This is a genomic window from Streptomyces sp. YS-3, assembly GCF_045257485.1.
Classification (GTDB): Bacteria; Actinomycetota; Actinomycetes; order Streptomycetales; family Streptomycetaceae; genus Streptomyces.
On record NZ_JBJHPC010000030.1, the window covers coordinates 1 to 11,690 of the forward strand.

Sequence of the window (11,690 nt, forward strand, 5' to 3'; positions counted from 1 at the left end):
ACCGGGCGGGAGGTGTGCCCCGCTCCCTGTCGGGGGGGCCACTGCCAAGGGGGACCGGCCAGCAGGGAGAGGGAGGTTCAGGGACGGCCGCCAGGTCGGGTCTGGTGGAGCCTGCCGACCGCGACGAGCTGCCGCTGCTCCCACTGACTGAGCATTTTCAGCGTTGCCGCTCCAGGGTGAGGATGGCCTTGGCGATTGACGTCATTCGATTGGGACTGCATCGCGACCTTCGGAAGACCTGCCAGGACTTGAGCATGGCCATGGCGCGTTCGACGGGTGTCCGGGCGGTGGCCAGTGCCCGGTTGACCGTCCGCTGTGCCGGGCCAGTTCGCTGCCGGGCGGCCGTCTGCGCCCGGTGGTCACGTACGGGCCTGCGCCTTGATAGGCGCGGTCGGCCAGGACCGGGACGACCTGGCGTTCGCAGATCCGGATGATCCGGTGGGTGCGGGCGGCGGTGAGGTCGTGGCATCGACGGCCGGGCAGCGCCGGCGAGATCCGCAGCACGTGGCCGCCCGGGTCGGTCACGACCTGGATATTCACTTCCGTGCCGTCGGTGTTGTGAGGGCAGCCGGTTGGTCGGCGCGAGCGGAACAAGCAGCTCAAGCTCGACCGCATCACCGCTGCGGCCCACGAGCTGTTCGCCGAATGCGGTATCGATGCGGTCACTGCCCAGCAGATCGCTGACAAGGCCGACATCGGCACGGGCACGCTCTTCCTCTACGGCAAGACCAAGGGCGAGCTCCTCCTGCTCGTCCAGAACTCCCTCTACGCCGAAGCCCTCGAACGAGGCCGGGCGGACGCCGAGAACATCCCGGACACACTGGACGCTGTGATGGCGATCGTCCGGCCGGTCGTCGAATGCAACCGGACCCAGGTCGACAACGGGCGCGTCTACCTGCGCGAGATGGTCTTCGGCGACCCCGCCGAACCCCACCACCGCGAGGCCCTCACCATCACCGGGCGGACCGAGCAGGCCGTGGCCGCCGTACTGTGCCGGGACGTCCAGGTCGGCGAGGCGCACGCGGCGACAATGGCGCGCGTCGTGTCCGCCGTGATGTTCCTCGCAATGGCGGCCAGCGTGAACGTTGCCGCCAGCGCCGACGAGATCCCGCGCGACATCCGTGAGCAGATCGCAGTCCTGCTGACACGTTGACGTCGGCTGCACAACCCACACTTCACGGGCATGCGACCGACCCGAGAGCTGGCCGCTTTCCGGCGCACAGTGAGGCCGATGCGCCAGGCGCCGCGACCTTCCTCCAGCGCCTCCGCCGGCCACGGACGCCTCGGCGCCCACGCGTGCGGTTGACGTATACCCGCACCGCGCCCTTGATCAGCCTGCTTCGGTCAGGGCTGCGTGCGCGGCGGCGAGGATCTCTTCGGAGAGCGGGGAGCCGTTGGTGGCCCGGGACAGGACCAGCGCTCCGAACAGGGTGCAGAGGCGGACGATGCCGTCCTGGTCGTCGGTGGCGAGGAAATCGGCGAAGTCGGCCACTCCCTGGGTGTAGACGCGACGGGCCTCACGTCCCCCGCCTTCGCGTGCGATGTCGGAGGCGAGGGCTGCGACCGGACAGCCGTCCGCCGGGTCGTCGCGGTGCTCGACGGAGAGGTAGGTGTCGATCAGTACCTGCTGGGCGGCGTCGCGCCGCCCTTCGTACCGCTCAAGTCCCTCGGTGTAGCGCCGAGCGAGCTCGGCGAAGGCGTGGGCGGTTGCCTCGTCGACGAGCGCCTCCTTGGAGGCGAACTGCTTGTAGAACGCGCCGTGGGTCAGGCCGGCCGCCTTCATCAGGTCGGCGACGCTGACCTGCGTGCCCTGCTCCCGGAACAGTCGGGAGGCGGTGTCCACCACCCGCCTGCGATTTTCCTCCGCCTGTGCCTGCGATACGCGGCCCATGGCCACCTCCCGTTTGGATGTCGACTGGCATCTATCGTAGACCCGTGTTTAGATTGTGTGCATAATCTAATTTGCCGCGGGTGCCGCTGGTGCCCGCCAGGACCGGGAGTGAGCATGGAACTGAAGAACGCGGTCGCGGTCGTCACCGGCGCCAACCGGGGGCTCGGGCGACACCTGGCAGCCCAGCTCGCCGAGCGCGGCGCGAAGGTCTATGCAGCGGCCCGACGCCCCGAGACGGTCGTGTGCCGGGCGTCGTCCCGCTGCGGCTGGACGTCACGGACGAGGCGTCGATACGGGAGGCCGCCCGCGTGGCGTCCGACGCGACACTGCTGATCAACAATGCGGGCATCTCCACCGGCGCGACGCTGGTCGCAGGCGGCCTGGACGAGGTACGTCGCGAGATGGAGACCAACTTCTTCGGCCCGCTCGCCGCGACCCGCGCCTTCGCCCCCGTCATCGAGGGCAACGGCGGTGGCGCCGTACTCAACGTCCTGTCCGCCCTGTCCTGGTTCCACCCGGCCGGCCTCGGCTCCTACGCGGCCTCCAAGGCCGCCGCCTGGGCGCTGAGCGACGCGACCCGTGAGGAACTGGCACCGCGGGGGATCCCCGTCTCCGCACTGCACGTCGGTTACATGGACACCGACATGGCCGCCGGCGTGCCCGCCGATCAGAAGGCCGCCGCCGCCGACGTCGCGGCCCAGGCCCTGTACGGGATCGAGACCGGTCTGCCCGAGATCCTCGCCGACGAGACCAGCCGGTACATCAAGCAGAGCCTGTCCGCCGCACCCCAGCCGACCGCGGGCTGACGCTCACCCCTCCACCCCAGCGCGACCGCCTCCCGGTCCCTCAGGCAAGGAAATCTCATGCGACACACGACCTTCGGCCACCGGACCGGACTGCGCGTGTCCGAGTACGCGCTCGGCACCGCCAACTTCGGCACCGGCTGGGGCGCCGGAGCCGAGCCGGACGAGGCCCGCCGGATCTTCGACCGGTTCGCCGAGGCCGGTGGCACCTTCCTCGACAGCGCGGACGGCTACCAGTTCGGCGAATCGGAGCAACTGACCGGAAAGCTGATCTCCGCCGACCGTGACCACTTCGTCCTGGCCACGAAGTTCACCCTCGGCGCCGCCCCGCAGCCGGACATCTCCAAGACCGGCAACAGCCGCAAGAACATGGTCGCCTCCGTAGAGGCCAGCCTGAAGCGCCTGGACACCGACTACATCGACCTCCTGTGGGTGCACTTTCCCGATGAACTCACGCCAATGGAGGAGCTCCTGCGCGGACTCGACGACCTGGTGAGCGCCGGCAAGATCCACCACGCCGCGCTGTCCAACTTCCCCGCCTGGCGCGTCTCGCGCGCCGTGACCCTCGCGGACCTGAAGAACTGGGCCCCGATCATCGGCATCCAGCACGAGTACAGCCTCGTCGAGCGCACCGCCGACCGTGAGCTGCTGCCCATGGCCGAGAGCCTCGGGCTCGGGGCCGCCCTGTGGTCCCCGCTCGGCGGCGGGCTGCTCACCGGCAAGTACCGCACCTCTGCCGAGGGGCGCCTGAGCGACCTGGGCATGATCATCCACACCGAGAGCACCGGCCAGAAGACCGTCGTGGTCGACACTGTCCTGGCGATTGCCGAGGAGACCGGCGTGGCGCCCGCCCAGGTGGCGGTGGCGTGGGTGCGCGAGCGCGCCGCCCGCTCCGTGGCCACGCTCGTCCCGATCATCGGCCCGCGCAACCTCTCCCAGCTCGACAGCTACCTCGGCGCCCTCGACGTCCGGCTGACCGACGAGCAGTACACCCGCCTCACCGAGATCAGCGCGGTGCCGCTCGGCGTGCCCCACGAGGGGATCGTTGCCTCCCTGGACCGGCTCCAGGGAGGCGCCGCCGACCGGATCACCACCCCGGCTGTCCCGGTGGCCTGATCGCCGGATGCGGCCGAGGACACTGCGCCCGCGCCGCACCCAGAAAGACAACACAAACTAGTTCGTATTGGAAGAATCCCGGACCGAACGGAGACCCTTGTCTTCACGGACGGGACACGGAACGGAGACGATGATGAGGGTTTTTACGGTCGAGAAGTACGGCGGCGAAGCCGGAATGCGTGCCGCCGAGCTACCCGACCCGCGGGTAGGTGCCGACGACGTCCTGGTCAAGATCCACGCAGCGGGCGTCAACCCGCTGGACCTCAGGATCCGCAACGGGGACTTCAAGGCGTTCCTGCCCTATCGTCTCCCGCTCGTTCTGGGCAACGATCTCGCCGGGACGGTCGTCCGGGTCGGCCCGGCCGTCACCCGGTTCGCGGTGGGCGACGAGGTCTACGCCCGCCCCGACAAGGACCGCATCGGTACCTTCGCCGAACTCATCGCCGTCCATCAGGACGACCTGGCACCCAAGCCGGCCACACTCACCATGACCGAGGCCGCCTCTCTTCCCCTGGTCGCGCTGACCGCATGGCAGGCACTGGTCGAGCGGGCACACGTGCAACCGGGTCAGAAGGTCCTCATCCACGCGGGCGCCGGCGGCCTCGGCTCCATCGCCGTCCAGCTCGCCAAGGCGCTGGGCGCGCATGTGGCCACCACCGTGAGCACCGCCAAGATCGACCTGGCCAAGGACCTCGGCGCGGACATCGTGGTCGACTACCGCACCCAGGACTTCGAAGAGGTCCTCGACGGCTACGACATCGTCCTTGACAGCCTCGGCGGCGAGAACCTCGCCAAATCCCTGCGCGTACTCAAGCCCGGTGGCATGGCCATCAGCGTCGCGGGCCCGCCCGACCCGGCCTTCGCCCGTGAACTGGGCCTGAATCCGTTCCTCCGCCTGGCCATGACCGCCCTCAGCTTCAAGACCCGTCGCGACGCGAAGCGCCACGGCGTGACGTACTCGTTCCTGTTCATGAAGGCCAGCGGCGACCAACTGAGTGAACTCACCCCCCTCATCGACGCCGGAAAGGTCCGTCCCGTCGTCGACCGCGTCTTCCCATTCGATGAAACCCTCCAGGCCATGGAGTACGTCGAGAAGGGCCGCGCGAAGGCTGGGAAAGTCGTCGTCTCCATGACGTGAGCGCGGGCACCGCCCAGGCGGAACCCGAGGCAGCCCGTCACCACGAGAAGCCCACCGCCACACCTCCGTCTCCCCCCACACTCCAGGACCCGGCCATGAGCGCATCGTCCAGCTTCCCCACACCCACCCCGTCGTCGTACAAGAACGCGCCGACCCGCTCCGTGTCCGTGCAGGGCGTCAACTTCGCCTACCGGCAGCTTGGCCCGGATGACGGCGTACCGCTGATCCTGCTCAACCACCTGTCCGCGGTCCTGGACAACTGGGATCCACGGGTCGTGGACGGACTGGCGGCCCGACGCCGCGTGATCACCTACGACAACCGCGGCGTCGGCGCGTCCGGCGGCTCCACACCCGACACCATCGAGGCGATGGCCCGCGACACCGTGCTGTTCATCCGGGCACTCGGGTTCGACCAGGTCGACCTGCTCGGCCTGTCGATGGGGGGCTTCATCGCCCAGGTCATCGCGGCAGAGGAACCCGACCTCGTGCGCAAAGTCATCCTCGCGGGCACCGGACCCGCCGGCGGACCCGGCATCGACAAGGTCACGTCCGTCACCGTCCAGGACATGCTGAAGGCGACGCTGCGGCGCAAGGACCCGAAGCACTACCTCTTCTTCACCCAGACCGAGGGCGGGCAACGGGCGGCGCGCGAATTCCTGGCCCGGCTGAAGGAGCGCACGGACGACCGCGACAAGGCGATCTCGGTGCCGTCGTTCCGCGCCCAGCTGAAGGCCATCAAGCGCTGGGGCCGCTCGGCACCTCAGGACCTGTCGCGCATCCAGCAGCCGGTCCTGGTGGCCAACGGCGAGAGCGACCGGATGGTCCCGAGCGTCAACACGATCGACCTGGCGGCCCGGCTGCCCCGGGGCGAACTCGAGCCCCTCTACCCCGACGCCGGACACGGCGGGATCTTCCAGCACCACGACAGATTCGTTCCGCGGGCGCTCGCATTCCTGGAACGGTAGCCAGCACTCGGACAGACCCAAAGTCCCTGCCTTGCACCCAGAGAAACCGGCACCAGGAAATACGAGTTCGGTCTCATCGCGTACGGACCGGACAGCAGCAAACTCATTCGCCTGGTTAGTGACCTCCTGCACCGCTGGAGCCATGAGAGGTCGAACAACCCGTCGTCACCGCTTTCCTCGTAAACCACTTTCGACGACCGGCTCGCCTCCAGTGGCCGCGTCAGGCGGCCCGAGACCCTCCTGACCATCGGCTGGTGGCGCCCCGGGACGCGGCAGGCGACAGCGTGCGTCCTCGTGCAGACGAGTAGATCCCCTCTCCAGGCGTCGGTAAGATCAGTGCTCTCAATGGGGGTGCGGTGCGAACATCAGGGCGGGGTGGCGAGGGGCAGAAGTACGCGCTGACCTCGGACGAGGACGACAGCGACTTCTGGGGCTTTGCTCACGAGGCCGCGGGGTTGTTCACTCCGCTGCCGGATGAGGAGGGAGCACGCCGAGTGCACCTTGCAGGTTGCCTCCCGCAAGGTGGCCTACTGAAGGGCATCGACCACGTTGGCGGCCGTCGTGCTGTGGCGGGGAATGCCTGGTTCGAGCTCCTCGACGGTGACGGTGCCACCATGGGGTCCTACTTCGTCAACGAGGTCACCGTCATCGACGTCAAGCCCTCCGCCCGCGGCGCCGGCCTCGTAGACCTCACGGTGACCCTGTGGTGCGAGAACGCCCTGGCTGGAGCGGAACAGGTGTGGGACCTGATCCGCACGGGGCACCTGAATCGCATCGGCATGTGGCACGAACTTGCCCCCGCGGAAAGACACGCGTGGCTGTCGGTGGCGCTGTGGTCCCGGGAGTACCAACGTCAAGGGAAGCCCGACGCTCCTGCAGGCCAGGTGTTCACCCTGGACGGCCGCCACATCGCTGACAGGGACACCTTCTACTGCGCGATCGGTGAGGCCATCAACGGACCTGGCGGATACTTCGGCTGGAACCTCGATGCTCTGAACGACTGTCTGAGCGGCGGCTGGGGCGCCAACACTCCGTTCACCTTGCGCTGGGAGTCGTCGACCGAGGCCAGGGCACAGTTGGTAGAGCGCGTGCCCGCCGGCGATCGCGAGGTTGCGCTGTTCGACCTGCTCCTGGAGATCTTCGAGGAACGGGGTGTGAGAGTCATCCTTCGGTGACAGCTCGCTGCTTCCGGGCATCGGTCTGGGGGAAGGTCACCTCACCGAGTGACGAAACGCAGGCATGGGCCGGTCGGGCACCGTCAGGATGTTCCTACGTTCGTCTACCGACCCTCGTGGAAGGGGACGCGGGCTCACCTGCGCGGGAACTCCACGCGTCGGAGATCACGCTCCTGTGGGTCAACAAGATCCGTCGGTTGTCCGGGACCCTGAGCCTCGCGGACACCCGGCGTCACGGCACGCCCGCACCGTGACGCCCCGGCTGCACACCGCGGACGGGCTACGTCATCAACTCGACGTGCGGATGCTCGGGCTTCGCCGGGCAGACGAACAGATGCTGCCGGTAGCCGCTGCCTATCTGGACCCCGGTCGCGTTGTAGCCGCGGTGGCCGGGGTACGGTCCAGCACCTGGGTGGGGGTACGGAGACCAGCTGTTCCCGGCATCGTCCCCTTTCTCAAAGGTGGCGACGGTCATTAGGAGCTCCATGCCGGTGCCGCACTCGGAGCAGGGCTGCGGGCTGGGGTCGGTGGAGTTCCAAGCGGGCCAGCCGCCGACCTTCCAGCCGGGTGCGTTGGACAGCACACAGTCGTAGTACGTGTCCGGGTCCATGTCTTCCTCTGCTGCCTGCGGCACACTCCACTGCTTGAGCTGCTCCTGCAGTTCTTCGCTCAGCTCCAGATGGTCGGGGTACTCGGTGATCTGCTCCGGTTCGAGCACGCACGGTTCCGGTAGATAGCCGTCGAACTGCACTGCGGGCGGCTCGGGCGGCGTGTCGAGGATGTCGGTGACGGCGGCTGCGGAACGCCAGAAGAGCAGGGTCCTGGGCATGATCGGATGATCGAAGGGACACCACAGAACCTGCAGCAGGTCCTTACCCTCCGGCGGGCTCAGATCGGGCACATCCCGTACGTACAGCTGCGCGACGGGCAGCATCGCTATGGGGCCGTCGTACGACTGGACCGCCAGCCTCACCGGATACGTCTGAGGGGGCCGGATCCGGTCGAGAGTCTCCCGTTCCTCCGGAGTCAGGTCCCGGCCGTGCGAGGCGGCGAAAATCCGTCGTTCCAGCCGCAGATCCGCCGGGGACTGGGCTGGGTTGATGCCGTCCACCACATGCGGTTCCTCGCAGTGCGGCCACGGTTCCTCAGCGGGCCACAGCAGCGGCCCGCCGATTGAGCTGTCGTGCCACGTCGGCGCCCCAGGGCGGGGGTGCAGGCGGGTCGCCGTGCGGGCCAGCGCGGCCAGTTGGGGAAAGACCGCGACCACGTCGATCGGCCGTGGCGGAGTGACAGGAGTGACATTCATGGCCGCCATCTTGCCAATCGCCTCTGACAACGGCCCTCGTGGCCGCCCCACGAAGAGCTCCGCCACGGGCGCCACCCGGAAAGCCCTACCGCCGGTCCGTCGCCGGTAGATGGCCCGCGAGCAGGTCCACGATCGCCGCGTGGATGTCCGTCCACGCGCGCGGTTCGTCGCCACGTACCCCTTCCATTCGGGTGCTATGAGTTACCTTGGCGCGCCACAAACCCGGCCGGGAACTGCATCCACGGAGCTCGGGATCCCACACACGTGACCGGAGCCATCACAGCAGGTCAGCGCATTTCGTCGGTGGGCCTGCCCCGCTGTCAGGTGCTGTTCCGGCGGCTGACCTCGGCGGCGTAGGCGACCCAGTCTCCGGCGGCGGCTCGCCGCCATTTGACGGCGACGGTGATGTCGATGCCGAGGGTGCGGGCGAGGACCGCGGCGGGCAGCTCGGTGGCGAGTCGAAACAGCCGCGGCAGCGGGGCAGACCGGTGAGCTTCGAGGGCATGCCGCGTGCGGTGCGGCCTCAGATCGCGCAGACCACGACGGGCAGGGGGCAGCAGTTGGGGCAGAGGGGACCGTCGGCGGTGCGGTTCTGTACCCGGCGTCGTTCGCCGTAGCTGATGCAGACCTCGGTATTCGCGGGGTCGGTGATCAGACAGTTCGGACACAGCGGTCGCCCGTGGGTCGTCGCGGGTGGCCGGCTCGCGCCGGGCTCCGCAGCGTACGCATTCTGCGACGCGGGACTTGGCGATGCAGTTGCGGCAGACTCGCTGCCCGTCCAGCGGCTTGTCGATGCGGACCACCCGGCGGCAGCGAGGACAGGCGGGCCGGACGATCCCGGCGATACCGGCCTCGTGCAGCAGGTCGATGAACTTCAGGATGGCGCGATGCGGCGCCAGGGAGCCCTCCCCGGTCAGCAGCCGGGGATTCTCCTCCAGGGCCCAAACCACTCGCTGGCGATAGTGAGAACGGTCGGGCGCCGTCCGGCGGAGAGCCTCGGCGACCGCAACACGGTCGGCGCCTGGGGCGAGACGTGCGCCCGCTTGAGGAGATCGTGGACGTCGACATCGAGCAGCTGGACCTGGCTGGGCGCCGCTGCCCGGTGAAGTCCAAGGGCGCCCAGCCGAGGGTGCGCCGGCACGGCGCGCGCCGACTACGTGCTCGAGACGGTGTTCTGGGACACCGGGACCGCCCGGCTGCTCAGGGGCCGCACCCGGGCGCCGGTGTTCGTCACCCACCGCCGTCCCGGCCCCGGCAAGGTGCTCTCCGCTCGGGACGTCTGCCCGGAGACCGGCCTGGCCCGGCCTCTCCTACAGCCAGACCCGCGCCCTGCACGACCAGCACACCGCCCACGCCGGGCCGGGCACCATTGACTGGTGGCGATCACTTATTCCTGGCGTGCGGTATGCCCCGCGTCGCGGTGTCCGTACGATCCGCGGAAGACGTTGCGCTCCGCAGCACGCCGACCTGGATGGCGCCGTTCCTCCGCCGGGTAGCCGACCGAGACCAGCAGGGCGATGGCCAGATCGTCACGGCCGTCGATCCCGATCACCTTCTTCACCTTGGCCTCGTCCCAACCGTTCATGGGCGAGGTCGCCAGACCCATCTCCGTAGCAGCAAGCATCAGGAATGAGGCTGCGATCATGGCGTCCTTGACCGCGTACTCCCTAAGCAGACCGCGCCGATCGAGATCCTCCTGGAAGGCCCTCGACGCGGCGGAGAACATCGCGATGAACTCGTCGTTCCACGCTCCGCCGCGCCGCGCCTGCTCATATACGTCGCTGTGGTCCTCGCGCCAGGACTGCGGCTCCGCAACGAAGACCAGTACGACCGGGGCCTCTTGGGGCTGGGGCTGGCCTCCGGTAGCCCATGCCAGTCCCGCACGGCCTTCTTCTCCGGACACCACGACGATCGACCGGTCCTGCAGGTTCCAGCTGGTGGGCGCCTCGACCGCGAGATCAAGGAGCGCTTCGAGCGTGCTCGGCGGAATCGGGTCGGGCCGGTAGTGGCGGACGGTGCGGCGGGTGCGGATCGCTTCTGCGACAGACATCGTGTGGCTCGTCATGTCACTCACTATTGGAGAGTTACTCTCCATCGGGAAGAGGGCACTTTTTTGTGCGTTACTCTCCCGGCATGAAGACCACGGTGGAAGCATCCGGACTACCTGCCGACGTCTACTCCGCGAAGTGCCCGACGCGCCAGGTCCTCGACCACATCTCCGGCAAGTGGACGATCCTCGTCGTGGACGCCCTCGTCGAAGGGACCCTGCGCTACACCGACTTGATGCGGCGCATCGAGGGTGTCTCACAGAAGATGCTCACCCAGACGCTGCGCGGCCTGGAGGCCGACGGGTTCGTCACCCGCACCGTGCACCCCACCATTCCGCCCCGGGTCGAATACGCCCTGACGGAGCTCGGCCGCAGTCTCGCGGAGCCGATCACCGCACTCCGCCACTGGACCGAAACCCATATCAACGAGATCGAGCGGGCCCGGGCCCGGCGCACCTCGGAGGAGGCGGAAGCCACCTGAGCAGTGGCAGCGGATGCAACGGGCAATGACGCCGACGGGGAGCTGGTATTTCGCCGACTCCCCGCTGGGGTCTCCCGAACCTTCCTCTATGACGACGCCCAAGCCCCACTGCTGGCCAGGCTACGAGAACGCGCGACCAAGCAGCCCTGGACGGGGCGACCGGTCCTGCCCGACCACCAGCGCATCACGACCAAGTCACACGCGACGGTGGTGCGAGCACTGCGGGGGGCCAACCGGAAACGGAACGAGGAGAACGAACGGCTCCGCAACGAACTCGCCATGGCCCTCGGCCAGCTCCGCGACCTACGCCGAGGCATCCCCGCTCCACGCGGTTGGTGTCCGGTCTCGGAGTACGGCCCGACATCGGCGAACCGGCGGATCCGGCCCTGTTCGGCGGTCTCGTCGGAGGCGCCGAAGTGCCGTCCCCGGTTCCACCAGCGGTTATGGTCGTAGCCTTCGCACTGGTTGAACTCGTGGGCCGTACTGCGTAGCCGCCGCCACCCCCGCACGATCGCGGCCCGCTGCCACGTCTGTGACCCGGCCGCTCCACTGCGAGGAGCGTGTACAGGAGCCCGACCGAGTCGCATACCAGGATGAGCAGAGACCGCATCGCGAAGGACGTCTCAGCTGTCTCCCCGACCTCCTCGTACACCCGCCCCAACTGGACGTTGAGGAACGTCTCCAAGGCGCGGACGTCCTCGGGGCTGAGGTCTTCGGCGTAGGTGAGGGTGCGCTCGGACGGCGGGTGGTCATGTAGGCGGGGCACT

At 68.6% G+C, this 11,690-nt stretch carries 11 protein-coding genes and 4 pseudogenes; 10 read left to right on the plus strand and 5 right to left on the minus strand.

The features are described from left to right. Nucleotides 1–157: 157 nt before the first annotated feature. Nucleotides 158–559 (minus strand): annotated as a pseudogene (locus ACJA3G_RS04995) (transposase family protein); the annotation flags it as partial. A 54-nt stretch (nt 560–613) separates the two neighbouring features. On the opposite strand from ACJA3G_RS04995, the pseudogene ACJA3G_RS05000 reads away from it, so the two are divergent. Together ACJA3G_RS05000 and ACJA3G_RS05005 are read left to right on the plus strand one after the other, a co-directional pair. After that, nucleotides 614–736, plus strand: a pseudogene (locus tag ACJA3G_RS05000) (helix-turn-helix domain-containing protein); the annotation flags it as partial. A gap of 96 nt (nt 737–832) precedes the next feature. Further along, nucleotides 833–1,153: a hypothetical protein gene (locus tag ACJA3G_RS05005; protein ID WP_406551668.1), complete on the plus strand. Its 321-nt coding sequence runs from the start codon at nt 833–835 to the stop codon at nt 1,151–1,153. Nucleotides 1,154–1,330: 177 nt separating this feature from the next. Here the strand turns inward: ACJA3G_RS05005 and ACJA3G_RS05010 are convergent, their stop codons facing one another. Next, nucleotides 1,331–1,891 carry a TetR/AcrR family transcriptional regulator gene (locus ACJA3G_RS05010; protein ID WP_406551644.1) on the minus strand — a complete coding sequence of 187 codons (561 nt, stop codon included), beginning with the start codon at nt 1,889–1,891 and terminating at the stop codon, nt 1,331–1,333. A gap of 114 nt (nt 1,892–2,005) precedes the next feature. Here ACJA3G_RS05010 and ACJA3G_RS05015 point away from each other — a divergent pair. From ACJA3G_RS05015 to ACJA3G_RS05035, 5 genes and pseudogenes are all read left to right on the plus strand, one after another. Continuing rightward, a pseudogene (locus tag ACJA3G_RS05015) lies at nt 2,006–2,697 on the plus strand (SDR family oxidoreductase). A 57-nt stretch (nt 2,698–2,754) separates the two neighbouring features. Next, nucleotides 2,755–3,810 carry an aldo/keto reductase gene (locus ACJA3G_RS05020; RefSeq protein WP_406551645.1) on the plus strand — a complete coding sequence of 352 codons (1,056 nt, stop codon included), beginning with the start codon at nt 2,755–2,757 and terminating at the stop codon, nt 3,808–3,810. Between the two features lie 133 nt (nt 3,811–3,943). Continuing rightward, nucleotides 3,944–4,948: an NADP-dependent oxidoreductase gene (locus ACJA3G_RS05025; protein ID WP_406551667.1), complete on the plus strand. Its 1,005-nt coding sequence runs from the start codon at nt 3,944–3,946 to the stop codon at nt 4,946–4,948. 95 nt (nt 4,949–5,043) lie between these two features. Beyond that, complete coding sequence (locus ACJA3G_RS05030) at nt 5,044–5,913, plus strand: alpha/beta fold hydrolase (RefSeq protein WP_406551646.1); 870 nt, start codon at nt 5,044–5,046, stop codon at nt 5,911–5,913. A gap of 356 nt (nt 5,914–6,269) precedes the next feature. Then, nucleotides 6,270–7,088 carry a barstar family protein gene (locus tag ACJA3G_RS05035; RefSeq protein ID WP_406551647.1) on the plus strand — a complete coding sequence of 273 codons (819 nt, stop codon included), beginning with the start codon at nt 6,270–6,272 and terminating at the stop codon, nt 7,086–7,088. A gap of 280 nt (nt 7,089–7,368) precedes the next feature. Here the strand turns inward: ACJA3G_RS05035 and ACJA3G_RS05040 are convergent, their stop codons facing one another. Both ACJA3G_RS05040 and ACJA3G_RS05045 read right to left on the minus strand, forming a co-directional pair. Continuing rightward, nucleotides 7,369–8,394: a hypothetical protein gene (locus ACJA3G_RS05040; protein WP_406551648.1), complete on the minus strand. Its 1,026-nt coding sequence runs from the start codon at nt 8,392–8,394 to the stop codon at nt 7,369–7,371. Between the two features lie 320 nt (nt 8,395–8,714). Next, a complete protein-coding gene (locus tag ACJA3G_RS05045) occupies nt 8,715–9,344 on the minus strand; it encodes a hypothetical protein (protein ID WP_406551649.1) in 630 nt (209 codons plus the stop codon). Between the two features lie 75 nt (nt 9,345–9,419). On the opposite strand from ACJA3G_RS05045, the pseudogene ACJA3G_RS05050 reads away from it, so the two are divergent. Then, nucleotides 9,420–9,762: pseudogene (locus tag ACJA3G_RS05050) on the plus strand (site-specific integrase); the annotation flags it as partial. Between the two features lie 19 nt (nt 9,763–9,781). Here ACJA3G_RS05050 and ACJA3G_RS05055 read toward each other — a convergent pair. Then, on the minus strand, nt 9,782–10,459 hold the full coding sequence (locus tag ACJA3G_RS05055; protein ID WP_406551650.1) for a nitroreductase family protein: 678 nt from the start codon (nt 10,457–10,459) through the stop codon (nt 9,782–9,784). A gap of 68 nt (nt 10,460–10,527) precedes the next feature. On the opposite strand from ACJA3G_RS05055, the gene ACJA3G_RS05060 reads away from it, so the two are divergent. Next, on the plus strand, nt 10,528–10,923 hold the full coding sequence (locus ACJA3G_RS05060; protein WP_406551651.1) for a winged helix-turn-helix transcriptional regulator: 396 nt from the start codon (nt 10,528–10,530) through the stop codon (nt 10,921–10,923). A gap of 593 nt (nt 10,924–11,516) precedes the next feature. After that, nucleotides 11,517–11,645 (plus strand): hypothetical protein, encoded by a 129-nt coding sequence (locus ACJA3G_RS05065; protein ID WP_406551652.1) that lies wholly within the window; start codon nt 11,517–11,519, stop codon nt 11,643–11,645. The last annotated feature ends 45 nt before the right edge of the window (nt 11,646–11,690 follow it).

Coding starts and splice junctions, on each gene's coding strand:
- ACJA3G_RS05010 (WP_406551644.1), bottom strand. CDS start 1,891: ATGGGCCGCGTATCGCAGGCACAGGCGGAGGAAAATCGCAGGCGGGTG.
- ACJA3G_RS05020 (WP_406551645.1), top strand. CDS start 2,755: ATGCGACACACGACCTTCGGCCACCGGACCGGACTGCGCGTGTCCGAG.
- ACJA3G_RS05030 (WP_406551646.1), top strand. CDS start 5,044: ATGAGCGCATCGTCCAGCTTCCCCACACCCACCCCGTCGTCGTACAAG.
- ACJA3G_RS05040 (WP_406551648.1), bottom strand. CDS start 8,394: ATGAATGTCACTCCTGTCACTCCGCCACGGCCGATCGACGTGGTCGCG.
- ACJA3G_RS05060 (WP_406551651.1), top strand. CDS start 10,528: ATGAAGACCACGGTGGAAGCATCCGGACTACCTGCCGACGTCTACTCC.
- ACJA3G_RS05055 (WP_406551650.1), bottom strand. CDS start 10,459: ATGACGAGCCACACGATGTCTGTCGCAGAAGCGATCCGCACCCGCCGC.
- ACJA3G_RS05025 (WP_406551667.1), top strand. CDS start 3,944: ATGAGGGTTTTTACGGTCGAGAAGTACGGCGGCGAAGCCGGAATGCGT.
- ACJA3G_RS05005 (WP_406551668.1), top strand. CDS start 833: ATGGCGATCGTCCGGCCGGTCGTCGAATGCAACCGGACCCAGGTCGAC.
- ACJA3G_RS05065 (WP_406551652.1), top strand. CDS start 11,517: ATGAGCAGAGACCGCATCGCGAAGGACGTCTCAGCTGTCTCCCCGACC.